The following is a 26428-nucleotide window of genomic DNA, read 5'->3' as shown; positions in this document are numbered from 1 at the left end:
GGCCGACCCTGCCTCAGTCGCAGTCGCGGCAGATCGGCTGGCCGTTCTTCTCGCGGGCCAGCTGACTGCGGTGGTGCACCAGGAAGCAGCTCATGCAGGTGAACTCGTCCTGCTGCTTGGGCAGCACCCGGACGGCCAGCTCCTCGTTGGAGAGGTCCGCGCCGGGCAGCTCCAGGCCTTCGGCGGCCTCGAACTCGTCGACGTCGACGGACGACGTGGACTTGTCGTTCCGGCGAGCCTTCAGTTCTTCAAGGCTGTCCGAGTCGACGTCGTCGTCGGTCTTTCGTGGGGTGTCGTAATCCGTTGCCATGTCAGCTCTCCCCCTCTGGGTGTCTGCGGTGTCTCGACGCACGTAACGCGCGAGAGGCCGGACTTGTGCCCGACCTGAGGCGGAGATTTTGCCTCACATCAAGGTCTGTTACTCAATCGACACCCAACCGGACTCCCCATGAGTGATCGGCTTGGATGGCGATGCGGACCGTACACGGTCCGAAGGCCGCACATCAAAGGCGTCCCACCGTGTACTTCCCGTGATCAGGACCCCCGAAAACCCGGATTTTCCCGGCGTTTCGACAGCCCACATGATCACGGAGAGTGGATGGACACCCATTCGCCCGTGTGATCGATCACACACGGGCCGCTTGATGGGGCGACCAGAAAATTCCGCGCAAAGCGAACATCGCCGCGTGTCGGCGACATGGTCTCAGATGGGAAGGGTGACGCGCATCACGAGTCCGCCACCCTCCCGGGGCCGCGCGACGATGTGGCCGCCGTGCGCGCGGGCCACCGACCTGGCGATCGACAGGCCGAGACCCACACCCTTGTCGCTCCCGGTCCGCTCCATGCGGAGCCGCCGGAAAGGCTCGAAAAGATTGTCGATCTCGTACGCGGGAACGACCGGTCCGGTGTTCGACACGACCAGGACCGCCTGACCGTGCTCCTCCTCGGTGGTCACCTCCACCCAGCCGTCCTCCGGGACGTTGTAGCGGACGGCGTTCTGGACCAGGTTGAGGGCGATCCGCTCCAGCAGCACGCCGTTGCCCTGGACGACCACCGGACGGCGCTCGCCGCGGATCTTCACGTCCTTGGCGACCGCCTCCGCGTGCACCTGGTCGACGGCCTGCGTGGCCACCTCGGCGAGATCCACCGGCTTGCGCTCGACGATCTGGTTGTCGCTGCGGGCGAGCAGCAGCAAGCCCTCGACGAGCTGCTCGCTGCGCTCGTTCGTGGCGAGCAGCGTCTTGCCGAGCTGCTGGAGCTCCACCGGTGCGCCCGGGTCGGAGAGGTGGACCTCCAGAAGGGTCCGGTTGATCGCGAGGGGGGTCCTGAGCTCGTGCGAGGCGTTCCCGACGAACCGCTGCTGGGCGGTGAACGCGCGCTGCAGCCGCTCCAGCATGTCGTCGAAGGTGTCGGCCAGCTCCTTCAGCTCGTCGTCGGGACCGTCCAGCTCGATGCGGCGCGACAGGTCCGATCCGGCCACCGCGCGCGCGGTGCGCGTGATCCGGCCGAGCGGCGACAGGACCCGGCCCGCCATGGCGTAGCCGAACGCGAACGCGATCACGGCCAGGCCGAGCAGCGCCAGCAGGGAGCGGCTGAGCAGGTTGTCCAGCGCGTGCTGGCGCTGCTCGTTGACGCAAGCGTTCATCGCGCTGTTGAACACGTCGGGCGACGCCTTGTCGGGCAGGTTGCAGATGGTGCTCGTTACCTTGCCCTCGGTGATCTTGAACGGGAGTTCGCTGCCGACGTTCAGCGCCTGCGCCGCCAGCAGGTAGATGATCGACAGCAGCAGGATGCCGGCGATCAGGAACATGCCGCCGTAGAGCAGCGTCAGCCGTATCCGGATGGTCGGGCGCAGCCACGGGAAGGGCGGCTCGGGCCGGGGGTCCCAGGTGGGCTTGGGGGGCGCCGTGGGCGGCGCGGGAGTGCTCGCCACGGGGATCAGATCCGGTAGCCGGAGCCGGGCACGGTGACGATGACGGCGGGCTCGCCGAGCTTGCGGCGCAGCGTCATGACGGTCACCCGGACGACGTTGGTGAAGGGGTCGGTGTTCTCGTCCCAGGCCTTCTCCAGGAGCTGCTCGGCGGAGACGACGGCGCCCTCGCTGCGCAGCAGCACCTCCAGCACGGCGAACTCCTTGGGTGCGAGCTGGACCTCCCTGCCGTCCCGGAACACCTCGCGGCGGTTGGGGTCGAGCTTGATCCCCGCGCGCTCCAGGACGGGGGGCAGCGGCACGCTGGTACGACGCCCGAGGGCCCGCACGCGCGCGGTCAACTCGCTGAAGGCGAAGGGCTTGGGCAGGTAGTCGTCGGCGCCGATCTCCAGGCCCTCCACCCGGTCGCTGACGTCTCCGGACGCGGTGAGCATCAGCACGCGGGTGGGCATGCCCAGCTCGACGATGCGGCGGCAGACGTCGTCGCCGTGCACGAGGGGGAGGTCACGGTCGAGGACGACCACGTCGTAGTCGTTGACCCCGATGCGCTCCAGGGCGGCCGCTCCGTCGTACACGACGTCGACGGCCATGGCCTCCCGGCGCAGTCCGGTGGCCACCGCATCGGCGAGCAGCTGCTCGTCCTCGACGACGAGTACGCGCACGTCGCTTGTCCTTCCTCTGTCCACCGGCGCGGCGCGTCTTCGGGCACCCCGCGGGCAGGTCTGTCACGGATGAGACCTCCATCCTGCCCTTTTCGGCCGTAAACCGGCTGTAAGGCAGGTGAGGGCGCCGGTAAGCCGGTCCGGGGACCGGGAATGCCGGACTTTCTCGCCGGGTTGAGGTTTCCACGGAAGAGAGCGGGGGGAGGACGGCTGTACACCCCGCGATCACGCTCTGCACGTGGCAAGCCACCTTGTGGTAGGTCCAACCGCTTCCGCAGAGCGGGCGTGGGTGTCCGGCACCGTCGCCGCCCAGCCCGGGCTGCGCTGGGCGGCACCCATTCGGAGACGTGATCGCCCCTTCCGATCGGCACACCCCCGTGCCACCCGACCCACGACCCAGGACGAGGGGGCGCAGCATGGACGCTTTCACCGCAGGACTTCTGCAGCGCATAAGGGCGACCGAGACCGACCTGACGCGTGCGCGCGAAACAGGGGACGACTTCCTCGCCGAGGTCGAGCAGGCCGAGCTGGACGACCTGCACCGCCTCGCCGCCGAGCACGGTGTGGAGGTCGGCGCGACGCGCGTCTGATCCGTACGTTCACGAGCGGAGCGGGGCCCCGGTATCGATCCAGTACCGGGGCCCCGCTCCGTTGTGCTGCGGCCGGTCCCCCGCCCCGGGCCGGCCGCTGCCCGGTGATCGGGCGCGGCGTCGCGGACAGGCCCCGGCGCCGGCCGGGTCCCGCGGCCGGTCCGGCGCTGGGGGGAGTTCCACGCTCGCGCGGACGCGCGGTCCCTCAGTCGTGCCAGGCTCCGAAGTCCTCCAGGAGTCCCTGGAGAGGCTCGAAGACGCCCGGGGAGGCGGCGAGGGCGAGGTCGCCTCCGGGACGCTCTCCGGGGCGCCCACCGGTCACGGCGCCCGCCTCCCGGGCGATCAGGTCCCCCGCCGCGAGGTCCCAGGGGTGAAGACCGCGCTCGTAGTAGCCGTCGAGGCGGCCGGCCGCGACGTCGCACAGGTCGACGGCCGCGGAGCCGGAGCGCCGGATGTCCCGCACCAGGGGGATCAGCCGCCGCGCCACCTCCGCCTGGTGCGCCTTGACCTCGGTGACGTAGTTGAAGCCCGTCGCGACCAGAGCCTGCTCCAGGGACGGCGACGGACGGCATGTCAGCCGCCGTTCGCCGACCCAGGCGCCGGTGGCGCGGGCCCCCCGGCCGCGGACCGCGTGGTAGGTCTCGCCGCGCATCGGCGCCGCGACGACGCCCACGACGGTCTCGCCGTCCTGTTCGGCCGCGATGGAGACGGCCCAGGTGGGCAGCCCGTAGAGGTAGTTGACCGTGCCGTCGAGCGGGTCGACGATCCAGCGGATGCCGCTGGTGCCCTCGGTCGCGGAACCCTCCTCGCCGAGGAAGCCGTCGCGCGGCCGGTGCTCCGCGATCAGGTTGGTGATCAGCTTCTCCGCGGCGATGTCCATCTCGGTGACGACGTCGATCGGGCTGGACTTGGTGGCGGCGACCGCCAGGTCCGCGGGGCGGCCGTCCCGCAGCAGGGCGCCGGCGCGGCGGGCGGCCTCGTGCGCGAGCTGGAGCAGTTCGGTGTGCAGGGGCGCGGTCACGGGGCTCCTCATGCGTAGGGGCTGTCGGCGCCCGCGGCGGCGGGCTTGGGCGTACGGGCGGGACAGCAGCCCACCGGACACAGGTCGTGGCCGGCACCCACGGCGCCCAGGGCACACCGTGTCACCTCACGGCCGCTCTCGGTCGCGGCGCGCTCCAGCACCAGGTCGCGGACCGCGGCGGCGAACCGCGGGTCGGACCCGACCGTGGCCGAACGGCGCACCGGCAGTCCCAGGTCCGCCGCCTTGTCGCGAGCCTCGGTGTCCAGGTCGTACAGGACCTCCATGTGGTCCGAGACGAAACCGATCGGCACCATCACGGCGCCCGGGGCTCCGGAGGCGTGCAGCTCCTCCAGGTGGTCGCAGATGTCCGGCTCCAGCCACGGGATGTGCGGGGCGCCGGAGCGCGACTGGTAGACCAGCCGCCAGGGATGGTCGACGCCGGTCTCCTCGCGCACCCGGGCCACGATCAGCTCGGCGACGTCCAGGTGCTGGCGGACGTACGCCCCGCCGTCGCCGTGCCCGTCGGCCGGGCCGGAGGTGTCGGCGGCGGCGGTCGGGATGGAATGCGTCGTGAACGCCAGGTGCGCGCCCTGCCGGGCCTCCTCGGGAAGCTCGGCCAGCGAGCGCAGGACGCTCTCGGTCATCGGCTCCACGAAACCGGGGTGGTTGAAGTAGTGGCGCACCTTGTCGATCCTCGGGAGCTCCCGTCCTTCGCCCTCCAGGACGGCCAGGGCCCCGGCGAGGTCCTCGCGGTACTGCCGGCAGCCCGAGTAGGAGGCGTACGCGCTGGTGGCGAGGACCAGGATCCGGCGCCGGCCGTCCGCCACCATCTCGCGCAGCGTGTCGGTCAGGTAGGGCGCCCAGTTCCGGTTGCCCCAGTAGACCGGCAGGTCCAGGCCGTGGTCGGCGAAGTCCTTGCGCAGGGCGTCGAGCAGGGCGCGGTTCTGGTCGTTGATGGGGCTGATCCCGCCGAACAGGAAGTAGTGCTGCCCCACCTCCTTGAGCCGCTCTGTGGGGATACCCCTGCCCCGCGTCACGTTCTCCAGGAACGGGACCACGTCGTCCGGCCCTTCGGGACCGCCGAACGAAAGCAGCAACAGGGCGTCGTAGGGGGTGGCATCGAGCACGTCTGGCATGACTCCGATCCTGCCACCCGGCACGGACATGCGGGAAACGGCGGGGTGGCGAACGGGGAACGGCGCCCGCGCCCGCGCCGTCCGGCGGCGAGCCCGGTGGCCCCCCGGGGCGTCCCGGCGGGTTCGGGGCGCGCGGGCGGCTCCGGGACGGTTCCGCGGAACGGCGCTTTTTAGGGTTACCTAACCCGTAAGCTGTATCGGCCAGCTTCACGCCTTACCGACGTTCGGCCGCCCGCGGTGACCGGGAGGGCCGAGCCGAGCCGACGGAGACACCCGTGCCCAGCCCGTACCGCGCCCTCTTCGCCGCCCCCGGCTCCAAGGCCTTCTCGACCGCGGGCTTCCTCGGCCGGATGCCGCTGTCGATGATGGGCATCGGCGTGGTCACGATGATCTCCCAGCTCACCGGCCGGTACGGACTCGCCGGCGGGCTGTCGGCGACCATGGCGCTCGCCGCCGCCGCGCTCGGCCCGCAGGTCTCCCGGATGGTCGACCGGCACGGCCAGCGGCGGGTGCTGCGTCCGGTCACGCTGTTCGCGCTCACCGCCGCCGCCGGTCTGCTCCTCGCCGCGCGCCTCGCGTGGCCGGACTGGGTGCTGTTCGTGTGCGCGGCCGGCATCGGCTGCGTACCGAGCATCGGCGCGATGATCAGGGCCCGTTGGGCGGCCCTCTACGGAGGCACGGCGCAACTGCACACCGCGTACTCCCTGGAGTCCGTGGTGGACGAGGTCTGCTTCATCTTCGGGCCGATCATCTCCATCGGGCTGTCCACGGTGTGGTTCCCGGAGGCCGGCCCGCTGCTCGCGGCCTGTTTCCTGGCGGCGGGCGTCTTCTGGCTGACCTCGCAGCGCGCCACCGAGCCCGTGCCCCATCCGCGCGAGCAGCACACCGGCGGCTCCGCGCTCCGGTCGGCCGGACTCCAGGTCCTCGTCACGACGTTCGTGGCGACGGGAGCGATCTTCGGAGCCGTCGACGTGGTCACCGTGGCCTTCGCCGAGGAGCAGGGGCACAAGGCCGCCGCGAGCGTCGTCCTCGCGGTCTACGCGGCCGGATCCTGCCTCGCGGGAGCCGTCTTCGGGCTCCTGCACGTCACGGGGGCGCCGGAACGCAGGTGGCTGCTGGGCGTCTGCACGACGGCCGTGAGTATGATCCCCCTCCTACTGGTCGGGAACCTGCCGTTCCTGGCCGTGGCGCTGTTCGTTGCCGGCCTGTCCATCGCTCCCACGATGATCACGACGATGTCCCTCATCGAGCAGCACGTACCGCGCGCGCAACTGACCGAAGGCATGACCTGGGTGAGCACGGGACTCGCGGTCGGGGTCGCGCTCGGCTCGTCCGTGGCCGGCTGGGTGATCGACGCGGCCGGTGCGCGGGCGGGGTACGTGGTTCCGGCGGCGTCCGGAGCCGTCGCGGTCGTGGTGGGTTTCCTCGGGTATCGCCGGCTCGGCAGGCCGGTTCCGGCGCGGGGAGGGTCTGTTGAGCACCACAGCGAGCGCGAAGAGCGGCACCTGGCGTAACTGGGCGGGGAACGTCACCGCCCGTCCCGTACGGGAGGTCACCCCTGCCTCGGTCGAGGAACTCTCCGCCGCGGTGCGCCGGGCGGCCGAGGACGGGCTGACCGTCAAGGCCGTCGGCACCGGGCACTCGTTCACGGCCGCGGCCGCCACGGAGGGTGTGTTGATCCGCCCTCGGCTGCTGACGGGCATCCGCCGGATCGACCGCGCGGCCATGACCGTCACGGTGGAGGCGGGCACCCCCCTCAAGAGGCTCAACCTCGCCCTGGCGCGCGAGGGGCTGTCGCTCACCAACATGGGCGACATCATGGAGCAGACGGTCTCGGGGGCGACCAGCACCGGAACCCACGGCACCGGGCGGGACTCGGCCTCGATCGCCGCGCAGATCGTGGGGCTCGAACTGGTGACGGCGGAGGGCTCTCTGCTGACGTGCTCCGCGACGGACAACCCGGACGTCTTCGCGGCGGCGCGGATAGGCATCGGCGCCCTGGGCATCGTCACGGCGATCACCTTCGCCGTGGAGCCGGTCTTCCTGCTCACCGCCCGCGAGGAGCCGATGCCCTTCGAGCGGGTCGCCGCCGAGTTCGACGACCTGGTCGCGGAGAACGAGCACTTCGAATTCTACTGGTTCCCGCACACCGGCAACTGCAACACCAAGCGCAACAACCGCAGCTCCGGCCCGGAGAAGCCGGTGGGCGCGGTCCGCGGCTGGATCGAGGACGAGTTCCTCTCCAACGGGCTGTTCCAGACGGTGAATCTGCTCGGGCGCGCCGCCCCCGCCACCATCCCCTCGATCGCCCGGCTCTCCAGCCGCGCGCTCTCCGCGCGGACCTACACGGACATCCCCTACAAGGTCTTCACCTCGCCGCGGCGCGTGCGCTTCGTGGAGATGGAGTACGCCGTTCCGCGCGAGGCCCTGGTGGAGACGCTGCGCGAACTGAAGTCGATGGTCGAACGCTCCGCGCTGCGGGTCAGCTTCCCGGTCGAGGTGCGCACCGCCCCCGCCGACGACATCACCCTCTCCACGGCGTCCGGACGGGACAGCGCCTACATCGCCGTCCACATGTTCCGGGGCACGCCGTACCAGGCGTACTTCACGGCGGCGGAGCGGATCTTCACCGCCCACGACGGGCGGCCCCACTGGGGCAAGGTGCACACCCGCGACGCCGCGTACCTCTCCGCGGCCTACCCGCGCTTCGGCGAGTTCACGGCGTTGCGGGATCGGCTGGATCCGGATCGGCGCTTTGCGAACGACTATCTGCGGAGGGTGCTGGGCTCGTAGCGGTCGTCCCCGGGTCCGGGGTCGGTGTGCCGTCCCCGGGTCCCGGGTCCGTGGACGCGTCGCCGCCCGGTGTCGGGGCGGGTGCCGGAGCACCGTCGTCGCCCTGGACCCGCGGAGCGCCGCCGTCCGACCCGCCGGACGGAGCCGTGGTCCGGGGCGCATCCGGAGTCCGGGAGGGCGGGGACTGTCGAGAGGGCGTCGGGCCGGAGCCGCCGGAGTCCGGGCGGTGCCCCGTGAAGGCGTCGCCGACGGTGGTGCCGGCGCCGTCACCGCTGAAGCTGCGGCCCGCGACCAGTTCGTACGTGGTGATGCCGGTCATCGTCACGCCGAAGACGAGAGCGGTGGCGACCAACGGGCGCCTCCACCCTCTGGCCCGGGCCCGGTGGACGGTGCCCTCCGTGAACTCCCCCGGCGCGACCGCGGGGGTCCGCCGGGCCTGCGCCCCCGAGCCCGGCCTCGGCTGCACCCTGACCACGCGGATCTGCTCCCCGGTGCGCTTGAAGAAGTGCTGGAAGACCGATCCCCCACTCGTGGCGATGACACTGACGACACCTGCCCCGAGGATCGTCCCGTAGACGCCGAAGTAGGACGCGAGTTTCGCCGCGACCACGGCGGCGACCGCGCTTCCGGCGACCTGGGGGACGCTCAGGTCGAGCCTCTTCCTCCTCGCTTCCGTCCCGCCACCCGGCTCACCGCCGCCGATATCCGGCCTCTCACGCATTTCCGGACCCGACCTCCCTTTCCCGAACTTGATCGACCGACCACACAAGAAGGGGACGTACCGACGAAACGATTGGTTCCGTTTATGGCGATGCCGTGAAGTGCGCCACGCCGCACGACAGGGGTCCGCGGCCCAACTTCGAACGGGGGCCGCCAACTGACACCCCCCGCTCGAAGTTGGGCGGCGCGGCGATCCACGCGGATGGTCCGAATGGAGTACTGTTGCGAGCCCTGGGTCCGGACTCCCGCCGGGGTGTCCGGGGCCTCGCAGGACCACCGGGAGGGGGCTCGTTGCACAGGGTGATGACGTTCGTCACTTAGCGTTGCGAACAGGTAACCGTGCCATAACGGCGATCACGGGCCCGCGCCCGACACGCCGGGCAACTCGGCAAGGTTGTGGCAGGCTGCACCCGGGCAGGCCACACTCGACTAGCGGAAGCAGCGACGCACGTGACGTCGGCAGGCACCACCCGGGAGGTCCCCATGCCGGAACTGCGTGTCGTGGCCGTCTCTAACGACGGCACACGGCTGGTGCTGAAGGCTGCGGACAGCACGGAGTACACGCTTCCGATCGACGAGCGTCTGCGCGCCGCGGTACGCGGCGACCGTCCCCGCCTCGGCCAGATCGAGATCGAGGTGGAGAGCCATCTCCGCCCCCGGGACATCCAGGCGCGGATACGCGCCGGAGCCTCCGCCGAGGAGGTCGCCCAGCTCGCCGGGATTCCCGTCGACCGCGTGCGGCGCTTCGAGGGCCCCGTCCTGGCCGAGCGCGCCTTCATGGCCGAGCGGGCCCGGAAGACGCCCGTACGCCGCCCCGGCGAGAACGTCGGGCCCCAACTGGGCGAGGCCGTCCAGGAACGGCTGACGATCCGGGGCGCCGAGAAGGACACCGTCCAGTGGGACTCGTGGCGCCGCGACGACGGCACCTGGGAAGTCATGCTGGTGTACCGGGTCGCGGGCGAGCCGCACGCGGCGAGTTGGACGTACGACCCGCCGCGGCGGCTCGTACAGGCCGTCGACGACGAGGCCCGCTCGCTGATCGGCGAGTCCGAGGACCTCGCGGCGCCGGAGCCGAGCTTCCCGTTCGTGCCCCGGATCGCCCGCCTGCCGCGGGACCGTCCGCTGGACCGCGCCCTGGACCGGCAGATGGAACGGCCGAGCCTGCCTTCCGCACCGGCGGAGGCGGCCGAGGAGCCCGGGGAGCGGGACTCGCTCACCAGCCTCCTGGAGGCGGTGCCGAGCTTCCGCGGGGACATGGTGGTGCCCGAGCGGCCCGCTCCGGTCGAGCGCACCGCCGTCGAGGAGCCCGTCACCGAGCCCGAGGAGGAGGAGCCGCCCGCTCCCGCCGCCTCGGCCGGGGCCGGAGCCGCCTACGCGGACGTCCTGATGCCCCGCTCCGTGGGCAGCCACCGCGACCGGCTCGTCGGGTCGACGGACCGCCAGGCGGAGGCCGACGGGGTCCGCCCGGGCCGCCGTGCGGCCGTCCCGAGCTGGGACGAGATCGTCTTCGGCACGCGGCGGAAGAAGCAGGAGTAGCCGGTCCACCGGCGCAGAAGAGGGGCCCGTACCGGATCGGTACGGGCCCCTCCGCCATGCCGCGCGCCGCAGGCCCCGCGGCGGCACCGGAAGACCGGAGCCGGGCCCGCCGCGGGCGTCGCCCGGCACCCTCCTCGTCACAGCGGGTCGGGCCCCACCGCCACCGGCCGCCCGGCGTCCCGCGACCACTCCGACCACGAACCGACGTAGAGCGCGGCCGGGACACCCGCGACGGCGAGGGCCAGCACCTGGTGGGCTCCGGAGACGCCCGAGCCGCAGTAGACGCCGACGTCCGCCCCGGGGACCGCGCCGAGGGCGGCGAACCGCTCGGCGAGTTCCGCGGCGGGCCGGAACGTGCCGTCCTCCGTCACGTTCTCCGTGGTCGGCGCGGAGACGGCCCCCGGGATGTGCCCGCCGACCCGGTCGATCGGTTCCACCTCGCCCCGGTACCGCTCCCCCGCGCGGGCGTCCAGCAGCAGCCCCGAGCGGGCGAGCCCGGCCGCGGCGTCCGCGTCGAGCGACGGCAGGCCGCCGGGGGCCGGCACGAAGGTCCCCGGCACCGGCTCGGGCTTCTCGGAGGACACCGGTCCCGCCCAGGCCGCGAACCCGCCGTCAAGCACGCGTACCGACGGATGACCCGAATAGCCCAGGAGCCACCAGGCGCGCGCGGCGGCCCACCCCTGCCCGCCGTCGTACACGACGACGTCACGGTCGTCGGACACCCCGGCGGCCCGCATAGCCGCGCCGAACACCTCCGGGTCGGGCAGCGGATGGCGTCCGCCGGCACCGGCCGGACCGGCCAGTTCGGAATCCAGATCGACGAAGACGGCACCCGGGATGTGCGCCTCCTCGTAGGCGGAGCGCAGGTCGGGACCGCCCAACTGCCAGCGGACGTCGAGGAGGACCGGAGGGGTCGGCCCCGCGAGGTCGCTCGCGAGCTGGGAAGCGGTGATGGTGGCGTTCATGGCCCCATCCTCGCGCACGGGGTGGCCGCCTCGCCCGGGTCCCGCTACTCTGCCCGCCGGGCAGGCTCGATCACCGCGTGTACAGGAACGGGCACATGCTGTACAACCGATGCACACCACGCGGCCAGCGCCCCGAAACGGCGGGGCAAGGGCAGCCCGGGCATCCTCCGGCCGTGTGCCGCCGAACGGCGGCGCGGACGGGACGCACGGCACGACCGGTGGTGCGGACGGCGGCCACGGGCGTGCAAGGACGCGACGGGGTACGCGTGTTCACAGGCGGAAGGTGACCGGCCACCGCGAGGGGCCGAGAAGAGAGTGACGATGACCGAGGCACGCGGGCCGGCCGGCCGGAACGGCACCACGCACGCTCGGCACGCGCCCGGCGCACCCTGCTGGGTGAGCCTGATGGTGCACGAGACGGCCGCGACCCAGGACTTCTACGGAGCGTTGTTCGGCTGGGAGTTCCAGCCGGGACCGCAGCAACTCGGCCCCTACGCGCGGGCCCTGCTCGACGGCCACGAGGTGGCCGGAATCGGCCAGCTGCCACCCGACCGGCACCTGCCCATCGCCTGGACGCCGTACTTCGCGACCGACGACGCGGACCGGACGGCCGCGACGGTACGGCAGAGCGGCGGCACCGTGGGCGTGGGCCCGCTCGACGCCGGCGAGGCGGGGCGCCTCGCCATCGCCTCCGACCCGTCCGGCGCCGTCTTCGGCATCTGGCAGGTCGCCGTTCACACCGGCACGGCGATCACCGGTGTGCCGGGCACGCCCGCGTGGAACGAACTGGTGACGCGGGACAGCGACCTCGTCGTCAAGTTCTACCAGGGGGTCTTCGGCTTCGAACCGGAGCCGGCGGTCACCGCCGACGTCGACTACGTGACCCTGCACATCGACGGCCGCCCCGTGGCCGGCATCCACGGTGTCGGCCACGCCCTGCCACGCGATCGGGGCCCGCACTGGCTGACGTACTTCGAGGCGGCGGACGTCGACGCCGCGGTCCGGCGCGTCGGGGACCTCGGCGGGCAACTCCTCACGCCGGCCCACGACTCGCCGCATGGGCGGGTGGCGACGGTCGCGGACCCGGAAGGGGCGGTGTTCTCGCTGATCCACGCCGTCACCTGAGGCACCCTCCCGGCGACGCCCCGAAGCGTCCGAGGGGAGCCCGGCCCGCGGTCGCCTCGGCAGCGCCGAGGGCCGCGCCCGCGGACGGCCGCGACCGGGCGGCCCGTCACCGCGCGCCCGGCCGGAGACGGCACGAGACAACCAGCCACGCCGTGTACGTCCCGGCTCAACCGGTAGGGGGCGCGGCGGACGATGCGCATCGGGTCGCCGGCGGCGCGTACACCAGGGCATTGAGGGCTTGACCACGTCAACGCCCGTAGTCGACCAGGCCAGGCCCTCGTCGATCTTCCCGTTCGTACAGCTTCGCCTACCCACGCGACACACCCCACCCCCGAGCGAGTGAATCTCGTTGACGAGAAGAGGACTTCTGCCACGCGATGACGAACGCCAGCCGCCATCGGGTCGGACACATGCCGGTACCGCAGCATTCCCAGCGGCCATGACGCACAGGACCCGATCGCCCGTCATCCGGGGCTACGGCGTGAGCCCCGTCCTCACACCGCTGGGCAGGCACCCGACAGGCGGACGAGGCGTGCAGTGACACAACTCATGGGGTAGATCACGCCACTTCACCCCGAACCGCGTTGCGCCTGCAATCAGTGATGCGCAAGAATGTTCGACGGGTTGTGAGGCACGTGTGACACGCGGGAACTGTCTGACGCACGAGAGCGTCGCGATTGTCGAACGGGTGGGCTGTCGCGGCGTACAACACGATGTACACGGGGGCGGGTGGATGAAGTTCGACATGGGGTCGTCGACCCTGGCGGATCTCGGCAAGAGCACGGTCGGTTCGGTCGATGACCTGGGCACGCTGATCCAGTGGCTGATCGCGGCGGCGGAGCCGCTGGAGGGGAAGTTCAACGGGGCGGGCAAGGCCGCCTTCGACGACTTCAAGCGGCGTGCGGATGAGATCACTGACGATCTGAACGGCGCGCTGAACGCGATCCTGGGCGGCCAGGGCGGCATGGAGACGGCGTTCGGCTCCGGTGACCAGGAGCAGCAGGACAACGCGCACCAGAACATGGGGCACGCCAACTTCGACGCGGCCCGCTTCGGCGCCCGATAGACCGCAGTCGCAGTCCGTAGTCCGTCCACCAGGGGGAGTTTGACGATGGGTCAGAACCAGGACCGCCGCTCGTACGACACCGGCGCCTCCAGCGAGGTACAGGGCAGCCTGCAGGGCATCATCGGCCAGTTGGAGCGCGTCCTCGGCGACCGCGACCGCGCCGTTAAGGCCGCTATGGGCGACTTCACCGCCGACCACGTCTCCGACGAGTACCACGGCAAGGAAGTCCGCTGGAACCACGCCGCGAACGAGGTCCGCGACATCATCCGCCTCGTGCGCAGCACGCTCGAGCACAACGACGGGACCGCGCAGTCGACCATGGCCAAGGCGCGGGCCGCTGTTGACAACATCGGCTAGTCGCAGGGCACCTTCACGCGGCGAGGCGACGAGAGTTCTTACAGGGGGCGGACGAGCAGCATGACGACGTGGGACATCGAACCGGCCGGGGTATACGGCGTGCTGAGCCGCACCGGGGAAGAAGCCGAGGGACTGGCGAAGGCCGGCGAGGCGCTCGGCGAGCACATCCAGGGGGCAGCGATGTCCGCAGGCTCGCTGGCGCAGGGCTACGGGCCGTACGTTCCCGGGCGGGGGGCGGTCGCGGCAGCGCTGGGCGAGTACTTCACGACGCGCGAGGACTCCCTCATTTATCTGGCGGCTCGCACCTGGAGTTCGACGCAGGGCGCCTCGACTGCGACTCAGGCGTACCAGGAGGGCAGCCTCGAGATGGCCGCCAACGCCCAGAAGGAAGCTTCGAAGGAGCCGGATGTCGAGGCGTTCTTGAAGGCGATGAAGGCCCGGTCGGCCACGTGACCACCGGCGGAGCGATCGATCCGGCCGGTATACCGCACTTCACCGGCAACCTGGATGAAGTGGAGAAGAGCGCCACCGGAGTGCACAAGGCGGCCAAGAACCTGGCCGAGCACGGCCACGGGGTGCACTCCACCTTCCAGGGCCTGTCCGCCTTCTACCAAGCTCCCGAGGCGGAGAAGCTGTTCGCCTCGACGCATACGATCCCCGAGAAGGCCGACTCGCTCAAGGACGAACTGTTCACCGTCGCCTCGGCGCTGGAGGACTACGCCACGGCGGTGCGTCCGATCATCGTTCGGATCGAGCACATCCGCGCCCAGGCCGCCACGTTCGCCGCGAGCGTGGAGGGCGACGACGACTGGCACAAGGATGCCGACAAGGTCTCGACGAACAGCGGGCTGCGGCACGACCTGGCCGTCGCCATGGAAGACTTCGCGACCGCGCAGAACGACTGCGCGACCAAGATCAGCAGTCTGGTCGGCGGCCACGAGTACATGCTCACGCCGACCGGGGACAAAGCGTTGATCCCCAAGAACGCTCAGTTCAACGGCTACGACGCCGAGGCATGGGAGCACGCGGAGAAGACTCCGTGGGGCTCGCCGGTCGAGCGCGAGTACGAGGGCGTGGAGTGGCTGTGGCACCAGACCAAGAGTCTGGTGTGGGACGGCTTCATCATCAACGGCCTGGGCGGAACGGTCGACGGCCTGGCCACCTTGACCGGCTTTCACGGCTGGGACCAGGCCGGTACGGCATGGAAGGGCCTGGGCGATGTGGTGGGCGGCATCGGCCAGTACACGATGACGCCGTACGACTGGGTCATGGACCACACCATCGGTCCTGATGAGGAGAGCGCGGGCGAGAAGCGGCAGAAGGAAGCCGCCAAGAACTTCTTCAAGGGCTTCGTCGCCTACGACGACTGGAAGGAAAACCCGGCACGGGCCGCCGGAACGCTCGGCTTCAACGCGCTTACCCTTGCCGCCGGTGCGGGCACGGGAGCCGCGGCAAAGGGCGGGGCCGGGGCCCGCGCCCTGTCGGCGCTGGGCAAGGCCGGACGCCTCGCCGACCCCATCACCTACATCGGCAAAGCGGGCAGTTTCGCCGTAGTGAAGGTTGGTGACGCGTTCACTGCGCTCAAGAACCTGTCCGGCAGCTCGACAACCCTGCACCTCACGGACGGCGGCTCGTTCACCCCGCACGAGGCCACGGCCGGCTTGCCGGAACGGCCTGCGGCCATTCCCGAGGACGCCATCCCCGGCACCGACGAGCTCGGTCGGACCGTCTACCTCGACACGGAGACGGGCCACCTGCTCAACGCAGACGGCAGCATCCACCAGTACGTCGATGATGCAGTCAAGGAGCGGCCCCCGGTCCACGCCGATACGACAGCGCCCGGCCAGACGGTACGCCAACCGGAAGCGGTCGGCGCGCACGCCGGGACCAACGCGGTCGGCGGCACCGGGCGCGCCGGCACCCACGCGACGGGAGGTGGCGCACGTGGCCTCGGGCCAACGGGGCCGGAGACGGCGCGCACCGGGGCCACAGCCCATGCCGGATCCGGTGCAGGACACACAGCAGGTGCAACATCCCTGGATGAGATTACCCGCGCCCGGGAGGCGGCCGCCGACTCCGGCCACCACGGCACCGGGTCCCACGGGGACGACCTGTCGAACCCATGCGAGGAGCGCCCGGACGGAGACTCCGGTCCCGACCAGGACAGCGCCCCAACGGACGCGGCGCGTCACCACACGCAGGCCGAACTCCAGGAGATCGCGCGCCGGCAGGTGGAGCGCGCCAACAGCGACAAGCAATACTTCAAGGACTTCTACAAGAAGAACGGCAACCGCAAGCTCCTGGTGCCCGATGAAACCGGGCTGATTCCGCCGCAGTTGGTCAAACCTGAACCGAACGGCCCCTGGATCTCTGTCGCTGACGCCCCGGACCCGATCCCACCTGATTACCTCACCCGCGGCATCGAGGGAACCCGCGGCACCGCCGGCGCCCACGCCATCGACACGCTCGACGACTCCGCACACACCCGCCACGAGGCCATCACCGCGGACAAGGCAGCCGAAAATCGCCTCACGGCCGCGAAAAAAGCCCTGGCGCAGCACCACTCCCAGGCCAACGTGGACGCCGTCGCGGCGGCAGACAAGGCGCACAAGCCGCTGCACCGGCACATGGGAGAGTCCGCCGAGGCATACGGCGAAGCCATCGCCGAGCACCATGTGGTCCCCGAGCACTACCCCGGCTACGAGCGGATGGAACTGGACGGGCCGAAGAACGGCAACGACCAGTTCGACCAGGTGTGGCGCCACCCGGATGGCAGGATGGTCGTCATCGAGGCGAAGAGCAGCACCAGGACCACACTCGGTGCACGGAACCTGCCCAGCGGGATACGCGTATCCCAGGGCACTCGCGAGTACTTCAATGACATCCTCCGGGAAATGCGCAAGCGAGGGAAGAGGAATCCACGCGAGCAGGAATTGGCCGAACAACTCGAAGAGGCACTTGCGGACGGAAAGTTGGACTATATCGCCGTCAAGGGTAACGTGAACACGGGCCACTACACTGGCTTTACCATGGACAAGTTCGACATCGGGTGACGGGAGTATCTGGTGAGCATTCAAGTTGCCCGGCACGGTGAGCCCGGACCTGACGACGAGGACTACGCCAAGCGACTGGCCGACGGTACGGCACGATCGATTGGCCGTCTTGAGCAGTCGCCGCGCATGTTCGACATCACCTTCGACAAGGCAGTGATGTCCGCACAGGCCCGCTGCGCTGTCGACCCGAAGGCCATCGCGCTCGAGACGTGGGAAGCCGTAGTCGATGCGATGCAAGTGGGCTCAGCGATCTTCGCCACGGCTAGCGCCAGCGGAGGGCCCGTACTGTGCCGCATCGCCCACGAAGTACGCTCACTCCCTGCAACAGGGCCCCAGCCGTATGCCGATGCCGGGAACTGGTTGACGGCGTTCTGGTTCGCGATCGTTTGTCGCGATCAGCGCCGCATGACCGAACTGTGCACGGTCCCGCAGAGCCTGCTGCGCGAGTCGGGGCACGAGTACGACGAATACATCTACCACTGGGTCGAGGCCTTGCAAGCCTATTGGCTGAAGCGACCCAACTTCGTGGAAAGCCTGACCGCCGCAATTCAGCAATCGCATCCCGATATCGCACGGATCGCCGATCGGGATCTGCTGGATAAAATCCTTTACCAGCCGATCAACTTGCTCCACAAGTTCGTACGCAAGGACGAGGCCGGTTTCAACCGGGCCCTCGTCGAGGCGTTGGAGCACCACAAGGCGTACTGGACCGAGACCGAGGAACGCGAGGAGAGCGTCGAGGGACTCCTTGCTCTTGGCCCGCTGGCCATCACCTGCTTGGCCTACGACGGCGGCATCCCCGTCGAGGTGGAGTCCGACTACCTGCCCAAGCATCTGGTGGAGCGCTCCTGGGTCGGGGAGTTCGAGGTCTGAACCGCGTCCCCTGCGGTGCAACGCACGCTCTTGCCCGGCCACTCTGCTCGACGAAGGCCCGACCTGATCCGTACGTCACGGCGCCCAACCCCGTGGCTCCACACCGGAATTGATCCATGTCAGCCCAGGATTACGACAGTCAGCTCCTTGAGTCGGTGGCGGTACGCCGTCGCCGGCTGCGTGATGCGGTGCTCTTCGGGGCGCAGCGTCAGCGGCGCACGCTCGACGAACGCCACGGGAAGGTGGTCGCGGGCATCGTGCTGGGGGCGGTGCTGTGTGCCGGGTGCGTGGGGTGGTCGTTCGTGTCGCACCGGATCGTCGGGAAGAGCACGTACGGCCCTTCCGTACCGGTCTCGACGACCAGTCAGCCGCCCGCAACGTCGACGGGTACGCCGTCGGCTCGATGATAGGTTCGAACGCGTGATATCTGCGAGGTCCGTGAGCCGTACGGCACTGAGCCGGATCACTCTGGTCGGTGAGCAGCGGCGGGTGGATCTTGTCCTGTCCTCCCAGGAACCGATCGGTCGGCTCCTCCCCGAAGTGATGCGACTGCTCGACGACGAGGCGAGCGCGCAGCCCCGCACGCGACAGCTGATCACCACCGACGGCAGTGCGCTGGAGATGGACGCCACCTTGGAGTCGGCGCAGGTTGCCGACGGCGCCGTGCTGCGCCTGGTGCGCTGGGAGGACGCCCCCTCGGCGCCAGTGATCCACGACGTGACCGACGAGGCCGCCGAGGATCTGGACCTGCGTGCGTGGCGGTGGGGTCCCCGAGCCCGCCGGGTCGTGGCCGCCGGTGCCACGGTGGGGTGGGCGCTGGCCGCCGCCCTGCTGTCCCGACAGGAGTTCGCCGCCCAGACGACGAGTGCGGCGCTCCTCGTCCTCGCCGGACTCGCGGCCGTCGTCGGTGCGTTGCTCGGGCGATCCGGGCACAAGGGAATGGCCGGCACGCTGATCGTCACCGGCGCCATGTTGGGCGTGTTGGGTGCCTGGACACTCGCCGACGCGTATGCATGGTCCGCGTCGGCACGTCTGGGAGGGGTTGCCGGGGCTGTGACGGTGGGGCTGCTGTTGCTCGGCTGGTTCACACCGCTGGGCCGGGGCGGGTTGACCGGTGCGGCCGCGCTCGCCGGATGCGGCGTGTGTTGGGAGGCGGTCCTCGCGTTCCAGTCGGGTGGGGATACAGCCGTCGGGCAGGCGCGTGCGGGAGCGCTCGCCGCGCTGGTGTCCGTCGTGGTCCTGGGGGTATTGCCGCGTCTCGCGCTGATGGCGTCGGGGCTTTCGGGGCTGGACGACCGCCGCTCGGGCGGCGCCTCGGTGAGTCGCTACCAGGTGTCGACCGCGCTGGCCGCCACGCACCGTGGCCTGGCTCTGGCCACCGTGGTCCTCGCCGCCTCCGGGTCCGTCGCCGCGGTGTGTGCGCTGCGTACGCCGTCGTCGTGGACGGTGCCGCTCGCGGCCTGTGTCGCCCTGGTGCTGGCGCTGCGGGCGCGGACCATGCCGCTGACCGTGGAAGTGGCCGCGTTCCTCGTGGCGTCCGCGGTCATCGTGGCGCGCCTGGTGTGGACGTGGCTGGGGAACTCTGGTGCGGCCGGTCCCCTGGCCGCACTCGTTCTACTGGCCCTGGTCCCCCTGCTGATCCTCGCGGTGCAGCCTGCCGAACATGTGCGGGTACGGCTGCGGCGGTTCGGCGATGTGCTGGAGTCGGTCGGCGTGATCGCGCTGTTCCCGCTGGTGCTGGGCGTGTTCGGCGTGTACGGGCGGCTGCTCGACACGTTCGCGTGAAGGGGCGGTTCAGATGACTCAGGGCCGCTGGCAGGACGACGTACTGCGGGAGCTTCGCGGGGACCCCGCGCCGGGATCGCCCACCGATGGGCGGCATCCGCTTCCCGTACAGGATCCGAACGAGCAGCGGCCCGATACGAGTTCGCGCGCTGACCGGCCGACGCCGCGCGCCGAGGGCCCGGGCCACCTCATATCCCGGGGGACCGAGCAGACGCCCCACCCCGCTCCCGCCACCCGGCAGCCGCAAGCCACCTCCCAGCGTGCGGGTCGCCCGCCCCGTGAGGCCCAGCTCCCCCTCGCCGTCCCCGAATCCGTGGCCCCGGTCGACCCCCGACTGGCCCTGGCCCTCGGCAGGCCGCAGCACGGCGACACCGTCGCCCGACGTACCGGCCGCTCGCTGCGCAAGCTGGCCTCCTCCGCCTCGCAGGAGGTCGCCGAGGAGACCCGGCTCGGGCGTGAGCTGCAGCAGCCGGTGACCACCGGCCGGGTTGTCGCCGTCACCTCGATCCGTGGTGGCGTCGGTAAAACCACCACCGCAGCCCTCCTCGCCCGTACCCTCAACCACTACCGCCACGACCCGGTCCTCGCCCTGGAGGCGGATGCCGCGCTCGGCACTCTGCCGGTGCGGATGGGCGCGGAGGCGGTGCGCTGGACGTGCGCCGAGCTCGCCCGGATCCTCACGCCGTCGATGCAGCTCACCGATATCACCGGCTATCTGGTGCCCGTCTCGGGCGGCGGCTGGCTGCTGCCCGCGAGCCAGGGCCGTATCGGTGCCCCGCTGGACATGCCCACCTACCGCACGGTGACCCTTGCGCTGCGCCGCTACTTCGCGGTGACGGTCGTCGACTGCGAGACGCTGCCCGGCGAGGTGGCGCGGTGCGCGCTGGATACCGCGCATGCGCGGGTGGTGGTGGCCCCGCTCACGGCGGAGGGCGTGGGTGGCACCCGGGTCGTACTGGACTGGCTGGCGCAGTTGCCGCACGCGGCGCTCACCACCACCGTCGTCGCCCTCACCTCGAGCACTCCCGACCAGAGCCTTGACCTGAATACCGCCACGGCGCATCTGCGCGAGACAGGGGTCACCGTCGTGCACCTGCCCTACGACCGTCATCTGGCCGCAGGCGGCCCGATCCGGCCCGAACTGCTCGGCGAGGCCACCCGCCGCGCCGCCACCCGGCTCGCCGCCGAGGCGATGAACCGGGCGGTCCAGGTCCGATGACACAGCGCCTCATCCACCGCCCCGCACGCACCACTCGCCCCCTCCCTGCCACCGGGACGCGCGTCATCGAGCCACCGCCGAACCTGCCTGACGGCAAGGCGGGCAGTGCGGCCACCGCCATGCTGCCGATGGCCGGCGTCACGGGCTCGGTCGTGATGATGACGGTGATCCGCAACAGCCAGTTCGCCGCGCTCGGCGCCATCGTCCTGGTCATCGCCGTTCTGGGTGCGGTCGCTCTGTTCCTGTCCCAGCGCGGCAAGGCCGGGCGGCAGCGGCGCATCCAGCGCGAGCGCTATCTGGAGTATCTGGAGGAACTGCGCGAGGAGCTCGCTCAAGCCGAGCGCGAACGGCGCAGCGCAGCCCGGCTGCTCAACCCGGCCCCGCAGGCGCTGTACGACCTGATCCGCGACCCGGCCCGGGTGTGGGAACGGCGCCGAACCGACGCCGACTTCCTCCATCTGCGTCTCGGTGTCGGCGACGTACCCATCCGGAACGTGACCGTCGGGCAGAACTCGGCGGGCGGCGTGCTCACCCCGCCAGACCCGTTCATGCTCAACGAAGCCCGGGCGCTGCAGGCCCGCTACGCCGTCGCACCGGACCATCCCCTCACCGTGCCCCTGGACCGGGCCGGGAACGTGAGCCTGGTCGGCGACCGCGAGGGCGTACTCCGCGTGGCGCGCGCCCTACTGGTCCAGACGGCCGTCACCCACGCCCCGGACGACGTCGCGATCGCACTCGCCACACCCGGGGAACACATCGAGGAGTGGGAGTGGGCCAAGTGGCTCCCGCACATCCTCGACCCGCACGAACAGAGCGGCCCGGCGGCCGCGCGCCGCATCGCACCGGACCTGACCCAACTGGGCCGCCTGATCGGCACCGACCTCAAACGACGCGCCTCATACGCCGCCGAGGTACGCCGCGGACTGTCCGACCGGAACGCGCTCACCCTCACCGACAGGCTCCTGGTCGTGAGCGACGAGTACGGCCGAACGGCCACCGACCTGCCCCGCCCCGACACGGCAGTCGACCTGACCGCCATGGGTGTCACCGTGCTTCACCTCCTCCAAGAACAGATCCACGAACCCGACCAGGTCGCCGTCCGGATCACCGTCGACACAGACCATCACGTCACCGTCGACGACCTGCGCGAGCCACACCCCGCGCGCGCCCACGGCTCGTCGGATGCCGTGAGCAAGGCGGGCGCCGAAGGCATCGCCCGCATGATCGCGCCGCTGCGGCTGTCGGCAGAGTCGGCCGACGAAGGCACCCCCGTAGCCGGGCCAGTCGATTTCCCCTCCCTCCTTGGCATCGACGACGCGGCCGCACTCGACCTCGACCGGCAGTGGGCACCGCGCAGCGAGCGGGACTTCCTGCGCGTCCCGATCGGCATCGACGACCGCCACCAGCCGGTCCTCCTCGACCTCAAGGAATCCTCCGAACTCGGCATGGGCCCGCACGGGCTGTGCGTCGGCGCGACCGGCTCCGGCAAGTCCGAACTGCTGCGCACCCTCGTCCTCGCCCTGGTGACCTGTCACCCGCCCGAGGACCTGGCGATGGTGCTCATCGACTACAAGGGCGGCGCCACCTTCGCGCCCTTCACCCGCCTCCCCCACGTCGCCGGGGTGATCACCAACCTGGAGAACCAGGCCGGCCTCGTGGAGCGCGTCCACACCAGCCTCGCCGGCGAGATCAAACGCCGCCAGCAGGTCCTCAAGGACGCCGGGAACATCGCCGACATCGGCCACTACGCCGCCCTGCGCGCCACCCGGCGACCCGACCTCGAGCCGCTGCCCCACCTGTTCGTCGTCATCGACGAGTTCGGTGAACTCCTCACCGCGAAACCGGACTTCATCGACCTGTTCCTGTCCATCGGGCGCATCGGCCGCTCCATCGGCGTGCATCTGCTGCTGTCCAGCCAGCGCATCGAATCCGGCAAGCTCAAGGGCCTGGACACCTACCTCTCCTACCGGCTGGGCCTGCGGACCTTCTCCGCCGACGAGTCCCGCACCGTCCTGGACACCACCGACGCCTTCCACCTGCCGCCGCTGCCCGGCTTCGGCTACCTCAAGGTCGACACCTCGCTGTACGAGCGGTTCAAGGCGGGCTTCGTCTCCGGCGCCCACCACGGGGCGGTCCTGCGTGACATGGCCGACGACGAGCCGCCGGCCTGGGAGTACCCGATGTTCAACACCTTCGTCTCGACATCCTCCGACTCCGCGGGCCAAACCGCTCCGGCGATGCGGGAGCGGGAGACCGGGCCGACCGTCCTGTCCGCGATGGTCGAACAGATCGAAGACGCCACGCGCACACCGGTACGCCGCATCTGGCTGCCCCCACTCCCCGAAGCGATCACCCTCGCCACGGCCGCCGGACCCATCGAAGCAAGCGCCGCCGGCCTCCGGCTCACCCACCGAGCGGGCCCACTTCGCGTGCCGCTCGGCATCCTCGACAACCCGGCCCGCCAATGGCAGGGCCCCTGGGTACACGACCTGACCGTCGCGGGCGGCCACAGCGCCGTCATCGGCGGACCCCAGTCCGGCAAGACCACCCTTCTGCGCACCCTCGCCCTGTCACTCGCGCTCACCCACACCCCACGCGACGTCGCCATCTACGGTCTCGACCTGGTCGGCGGCGGCCTGTCCGCCCTGGCGGGCCTGCCCCACGTCGGCGGCATCGCCGGCCGCGCCGACCGCGAACGCACCGCCCGCACCGTCGCCGAACTGCAAGCCATGCTCGCCAGACGCGAAGAAGCCTTCCGCGAGCACGGCATCGACTCCCTCGACCGACTCCGCGCCCTGCGCGCCCAGGGCGGACTGCCCGAACTCGGCTCCACCGACGTCGTGTTGCTCATCAACGGCTTCGGCGCACTGCGCGACGAGTTCTCAGACCTCGACGACCCGGTCGCCGACCTCCTCAAGCGCGGCAGCGGCTACGGCATCCACGTCATCGCCGGCATGCTCCGCTGGAACGACGTCCGCATCGCCACCCAGTCGATGTTCGGCAGCCGCATCGAACTCCGTCTCAACGACGCCACCGACTCCTCCATCGACCGCAAGCTCTCCGAAACCCTCACCGCGGACACTCCCGGCCGTGTCCTCACCGACGGCAAACTCTTCGCACAGGCCGCCCTGCCCCGCATCGACAACATCACCTCGGCCGCCGATCTGGGACAGGCCCTCGACGAAGCCGCCATGTCGCTTCGCACCGCCTGGCACGGCGAACTCGCCGCCCCCGTCCGGGTATTGCCCACCCGCCTGCCCGCCGAGCACCTGCCCTCCCCCTCGGCGGAACCACACCGCATCCCGATCGGTGTCGACCAGGACTCCCTCTCTCCCGCCCTGCTCGACCTGTTCGGCGCCGACCAGCACCTGCTGATCCTCGGCGACAACGAATGCGGCAAGACCAACCTCCTCAAACTGATCTCCCGCTCCCTCGTCGACCGCTACACCGAAGACGAACTCGTCTTCGCCGTCTTCGACCCCCGCCGCCACCTACGGGGCGCCGTCCCCGAGCCCTACCGCGGCGGCTACGCCCACAACGCCCCGCTCTCCACCGCCCTCGCGGGCGGCATCGCCGACGTCCTGGCCAAGCGCCTCCCGGAGATCGCCGACCCGGACGCCCTCACCGACGAACCCGCCTTCACCGGCCCCCGGATCGTGATCCTCGTCGACGACTACGACATCCTCACCACCGCCGGACAGCAGCCCCTCGCCCCCTTCCTGCCCTACGTCTCCTCCGCCCAGGACATCGGCCTGCACTTCGTGATCACCCGCCGCGTCGCAGGCTCCTCCCGCGCCCTGTACGAACCGCTCCTGACCACCCTGCGCGAGACCGGCGGCACCGCTCTCGTCATGACCGGCGACCGCACCGAAGGCCAGCTCTTCCCGGGCCTGTACGCCTCCGCCCAACCGCCCGGCCGCGGCACCCTGGTCCGCCGAGGGCGCCGCCACCAACTCGTCCACACGGCTCTCGCACCCGAACCACAGCACGAAGAGACCTCACCAGCCCAAGCCACCACGGAGCATTCCCCATGACCCGGGACGTCATCGCTCTCACCCCGAAGATGCCCGACACCTGGTCACTGCTCACCGGCTTGTACGCGGGCGGCCCCGAACTCGCATTGACGGCCGCCGACGACGGCGCGGTCCTCCAGCTACGCACACGGGCGGGGCGCCCCCTCGTCTCCGTCGAAGCCCCTCTCCTCGTCCATACCCCGGGTGAGGCAGAGCGGCTCCTCGGCCCCGAAGTCACCCCACCCAAGCTGCCGTTCTGGTGGACCGAAGCCAGGGCATCCACCGGCGTCCCCGAGGCCGAAGCCATCGCGGGTTCCGTCTGCGGACGCCTCACCACCTTGCTCGGCGGTACCGTCTGGCCACCTGGCATCGCCTCGACCCACGTGATTGCCACTGAGGGAGTCCCCGCCGCCGAAGGGGAGACCGTCATTGTCGCACCGGCCCCTGTCGTCTCCGCAGTCGACGTCCTGACCGACTCCACTGCGGTCGTCCTCACCGACCGTCCACTCCTCGGCCTCACCACCTGGCTCTCCGACGTACTACGCGCCGCAGCCGACGCGAATCGCGCCCTGCACCTGGTCACACCACCCCACGTGCGCCTCACCCTCCCCCTGCGCACCGCACTGTCCGGCGCACCCAACCGCTGGGTGATCCAGGATCCCGCGGGCGGCTACTACGACGGACTGTCCGGTGTCCGCCTGGCCTGGCAGGGCGGAACCTTCGCTCAGATCGGCACCGCGCTCGCCGACGCCTTCACCGCCCACACCGAGCCCACCCCGGAACGGCAATTGACCGTCTCCTTCCGCATCGTCCACGCTCCCACCCCGAACCTCGTCCTCGGCCAAGGCCTGGCGGCAGCCTGGCAGCACCTGACCGACGGGGCGCCCTCCGGCTGGGGGACCGCCGAACCCATCAACCTCCCATGGTCACCACGCCAGTTGACCGAACTGGCCCGCAAGCGCGCACCCTCCCCCACCCACTTCCTCGCGGTCGGCCACCCCGACCGCCCAGCCCTCGCCACACTCCGCACCACTCGCACCACGGCCGGCGTCGCAGAGGAAGCCACGTTCACCCTGGGCTACCACCGCGCCGAAGACGTACCCCTGGACGCCATCAGCTCCCTCTCGGCAGTCCTGGTCGACAAGCACAACCTGACGACGATGCTCACCACGCTCCGCGCAGCCCGAGCCGACCTCACGCAACCCCCGCACCTTGAGGCCCCACCCATCCCCGTCTCTTTCACGCTCGGCCCACGGGACACCAACGCCATCGGCCTCGAACACGCCCGCCGCCCTCCGATCACCGCGGAACCCAGGCAACTGGGCACTGCCGCACACCCAGCCCTGCACTACCCGTTGGGCGACGGCACCCACGCCGATGCGTGGGCACAGCTGCAGCAACTCACCACCCACCTCAAGACACCGGCAAACGCTGCCCGTCGAGGTGCCCCCGGCTCATAAGCGTCGACGGTCGCGAGAACGGCATCGGCCCGGGACCCGGCTCTCGCTCGCGGCCACGGTCACCCATCCCGTCCCCGGCAGCACCGGCACCAGCCGCGTCCGCCCCTCCACCCGGACGCCGGCA

22 protein-coding genes are annotated in these 26428 nt (G+C 70.9%); 16 read left to right on the top strand and 6 right to left on the bottom strand.

The features are described from left to right. Window positions 1-13: 13 nt before the first annotated feature. The 3 genes from ACGFS9_RS00605 to ACGFS9_RS00595 form a co-directional block, all read right to left on the bottom strand. Window positions 14-310 carry a DUF4193 domain-containing protein gene (locus tag ACGFS9_RS00605; RefSeq protein ID WP_003997302.1) on the bottom strand — a complete coding sequence of 99 codons (297 nt, stop codon included), beginning with the start codon at window positions 308-310 and terminating at the stop codon, window positions 14-16. Between the two features lie 393 nt (window positions 311-703). Further along, complete coding sequence (locus ACGFS9_RS00600) at window positions 704-1933, bottom strand: sensor histidine kinase (protein WP_393249309.1); 1230 nt, start codon at window positions 1931-1933, stop codon at window positions 704-706. Window positions 1934-1938: 5 nt separating this feature from the next. Then, window positions 1939-2592, bottom strand: coding sequence for a response regulator transcription factor (locus ACGFS9_RS00595; protein ID WP_384801131.1), 654 nt, complete (start codon window positions 2590-2592; stop codon window positions 1939-1941). 416 nt (window positions 2593-3008) lie between these two features. Here ACGFS9_RS00595 and ACGFS9_RS00590 point away from each other — a divergent pair, with 416 nt between their 5' ends. Beyond that, window positions 3009-3182 carry a hypothetical protein gene (locus tag ACGFS9_RS00590; RefSeq protein ID WP_366696432.1) on the top strand — a complete coding sequence of 58 codons (174 nt, stop codon included), beginning with the start codon at window positions 3009-3011 and terminating at the stop codon, window positions 3180-3182. 205 nt (window positions 3183-3387) lie between these two features. Here ACGFS9_RS00590 and ACGFS9_RS00585 read toward each other — a convergent pair whose 3' ends face one another. Both ACGFS9_RS00585 and ACGFS9_RS00580 read right to left on the bottom strand, forming a co-directional pair. Continuing rightward, window positions 3388-4203 (bottom strand): inositol monophosphatase family protein, encoded by an 816-nt coding sequence (locus ACGFS9_RS00585; protein WP_393249306.1) that lies wholly within the window; start codon window positions 4201-4203, stop codon window positions 3388-3390. An 8-nt stretch (window positions 4204-4211) separates the two neighbouring features. Continuing rightward, a complete protein-coding gene (locus tag ACGFS9_RS00580; protein ID WP_393249304.1) occupies window positions 4212-5339 on the bottom strand; it encodes a ferrochelatase in 1128 nt (375 codons plus the stop codon). Between the two features lie 275 nt (window positions 5340-5614). Here ACGFS9_RS00580 and ACGFS9_RS00575 point away from each other — a divergent pair, with 275 nt between their 5' ends. From ACGFS9_RS00575 to sepH, 4 genes are all read left to right on the top strand, one after another. After that, window positions 5615-6853: an MFS transporter gene (locus tag ACGFS9_RS00575; protein WP_393249302.1), complete on the top strand. Its 1239-nt coding sequence runs from the start codon at window positions 5615-5617 to the stop codon at window positions 6851-6853. Continuing rightward, window positions 6813-8132: a D-arabinono-1,4-lactone oxidase gene (locus tag ACGFS9_RS00570; protein ID WP_393249300.1), complete on the top strand. Its 1320-nt coding sequence runs from the start codon at window positions 6813-6815 to the stop codon at window positions 8130-8132. Before ACGFS9_RS00575 ends, ACGFS9_RS00570 begins: the two co-directional genes overlap by 41 nt. A gap of 233 nt (window positions 8133-8365) precedes the next feature. Then, a complete protein-coding gene (locus tag ACGFS9_RS00565; protein WP_393249298.1) occupies window positions 8366-8707 on the top strand; it encodes a hypothetical protein in 342 nt (113 codons plus the stop codon). Window positions 8708-9335: 628 nt separating this feature from the next. Continuing rightward, a complete protein-coding gene (sepH, locus tag ACGFS9_RS00560) occupies window positions 9336-10388 on the top strand; it encodes a septation protein SepH (RefSeq protein ID WP_393249296.1) in 1053 nt (350 codons plus the stop codon). 137 nt (window positions 10389-10525) lie between these two features. On the opposite strand, the gene ACGFS9_RS00555 is transcribed toward sepH, so the two are convergent. Then, window positions 10526-11353, bottom strand: coding sequence for a sulfurtransferase (locus tag ACGFS9_RS00555; protein WP_393249294.1), 828 nt, complete (start codon window positions 11351-11353; stop codon window positions 10526-10528). 321 nt (window positions 11354-11674) lie between these two features. On the opposite strand from ACGFS9_RS00555, the gene ACGFS9_RS00550 reads away from it, so the two are divergent. From ACGFS9_RS00550 to ACGFS9_RS00500, 11 genes are all read left to right on the top strand, one after another. Then, window positions 11675-12478: a VOC family protein gene (locus ACGFS9_RS00550; protein ID WP_393249292.1), complete on the top strand. Its 804-nt coding sequence runs from the start codon at window positions 11675-11677 to the stop codon at window positions 12476-12478. A gap of 733 nt (window positions 12479-13211) precedes the next feature. Beyond that, entirely contained in the window at window positions 13212-13544 is a 333-nt protein-coding gene (locus ACGFS9_RS00545) for a hypothetical protein (RefSeq protein WP_393249290.1), read from the top strand. A gap of 45 nt (window positions 13545-13589) precedes the next feature. Next, window positions 13590-13901 carry a pore-forming ESAT-6 family protein gene (locus tag ACGFS9_RS00540; protein ID WP_393249288.1) on the top strand — a complete coding sequence of 104 codons (312 nt, stop codon included), beginning with the start codon at window positions 13590-13592 and terminating at the stop codon, window positions 13899-13901. 60 nt (window positions 13902-13961) lie between these two features. After that, window positions 13962-14354, top strand: coding sequence for a DUF6507 family protein (locus ACGFS9_RS00535; protein ID WP_393249286.1), 393 nt, complete (start codon window positions 13962-13964; stop codon window positions 14352-14354). Beyond that, a complete protein-coding gene (locus tag ACGFS9_RS00530; RefSeq protein ID WP_393249284.1) occupies window positions 14351-16954 on the top strand; it encodes a hypothetical protein in 2604 nt (867 codons plus the stop codon). The genes ACGFS9_RS00535 and ACGFS9_RS00530 overlap by 4 nt, the downstream gene beginning before the upstream one ends. Before the next feature lie 12 nt (window positions 16955-16966). Beyond that, on the top strand, window positions 16967-17827 hold the full coding sequence (locus tag ACGFS9_RS00525) for an immunity 49 family protein (RefSeq protein ID WP_393249282.1): 861 nt from the start codon (window positions 16967-16969) through the stop codon (window positions 17825-17827). Window positions 17828-17943: 116 nt separating this feature from the next. After that, window positions 17944-18234 (top strand): hypothetical protein, encoded by a 291-nt coding sequence (locus ACGFS9_RS00520; RefSeq protein ID WP_393249280.1) that lies wholly within the window; start codon window positions 17944-17946, stop codon window positions 18232-18234. A gap of 31 nt (window positions 18235-18265) precedes the next feature. Next, complete coding sequence (eccD, locus tag ACGFS9_RS00515) at window positions 18266-19612, top strand: type VII secretion integral membrane protein EccD (protein ID WP_393249278.1); 1347 nt, start codon at window positions 18266-18268, stop codon at window positions 19610-19612. 313 nt (window positions 19613-19925) lie between these two features. Next, window positions 19926-20831 carry a type VII secretion protein gene (locus ACGFS9_RS00510; protein ID WP_393249276.1) on the top strand — a complete coding sequence of 302 codons (906 nt, stop codon included), beginning with the start codon at window positions 19926-19928 and terminating at the stop codon, window positions 20829-20831. Further along, entirely contained in the window at window positions 20828-24865 is a 4038-nt protein-coding gene (eccCa, locus tag ACGFS9_RS00505) for a type VII secretion protein EccCa (RefSeq protein WP_393249274.1), read from the top strand. Before ACGFS9_RS00510 ends, eccCa begins: the two co-directional genes overlap by 4 nt. Continuing rightward, entirely contained in the window at window positions 24862-26304 is a 1443-nt protein-coding gene (locus ACGFS9_RS00500; protein WP_393249272.1) for a DUF6177 family protein, read from the top strand. Before eccCa ends, ACGFS9_RS00500 begins: the two co-directional genes overlap by 4 nt. Window positions 26305-26428 lie beyond the last annotated feature (124 nt).

It is taken from the genome of Streptomyces sp. NPDC048566 (genome assembly GCF_043199735.1).
GTDB lineage: Bacteria > Actinomycetota > Actinomycetes > Streptomycetales > Streptomycetaceae > Streptomyces.
Note: the sequence above shows the minus strand (reverse complement) of the source record. Positions and strands in the feature narration are given on the sequence as shown.